Origin of the sequence: Pseudoxanthomonas jiangsuensis, from assembly GCF_010093185.1 — a bacterium.
GTDB lineage: Bacteria > Pseudomonadota > Gammaproteobacteria > Xanthomonadales > Xanthomonadaceae > Pseudoxanthomonas > Pseudoxanthomonas jiangsuensis.
Window position 1 is genome coordinate 1 of the sequence record NZ_PDWL01000116.1, and the last position, 574, is coordinate 574.

The 574-nt window shown below is 65.7% G+C and carries 1 protein-coding gene and 1 pseudogene; both read left to right on the forward strand.

All coding sequences use genetic code 11. The annotated features are described in order from the left end of the window. Window positions 1-340 (forward strand): amino acid--tRNA ligase-related protein (locus CSC62_RS17555; RefSeq protein ID WP_343039616.1); only part of this gene is annotated, 340 nt, incomplete at its 5' end. A 108-nt stretch (window positions 341-448) separates the two neighbouring features. Beyond that, window positions 449-574, forward strand: a pseudogene (locus CSC62_RS18335) (DUF3011 domain-containing protein); the annotation flags it as partial.

A 574-nucleotide genomic window follows, 5' to 3' on the forward strand; every position in this document is an offset into this window, starting at 1 on the left:
GCACGATTGGCCGGCCAGTCAATGTGCGTTGGCGCGGATCCGCCACGACGACCCACCGGTGGCCGAGCGCTTCGAGCTGTATCTGGGCAGTTTCGAGGTGGCCAATGGCTATCACGAACTGACCGCTGCGCAGGAGCAGCGTGCGCGCTTCGTGCGCGACAACGCCGTGCGTGCAGCACGTGGATTGCCGCAACTGCCACTGGACGAACGCCTGCTGGCGGCGTTGTCGCAGTTGCCCGACTGCGCCGGTGTGGCGGTGGGCGTGGATCGCCTGTTGATGGCCTTGCGCGGCACTACGCAGATTGCCGACGTGCTGGCGTTCGACTTCGCCCGCGCCTGAGTCATCTGGCTGTCATCGGCGCCGTATTGCTATCTTCACATCGATGATGCTCTCATCTTCGCGTCCACGGGGGCGCGACGAAGATCGTTCGGGGTGAGGATTGTCGGCATGAAGTGGCTGGTCAGCTTATGCGGTTTGTGGTGCTTGCCGCTGCTGCTGCTCGCCGATGCGCGCGCGTCCGACCGCGCAGCCGGCGTGGTGCGCTGCGAGTCCAAGGACCTGGCGCGCGTGCAT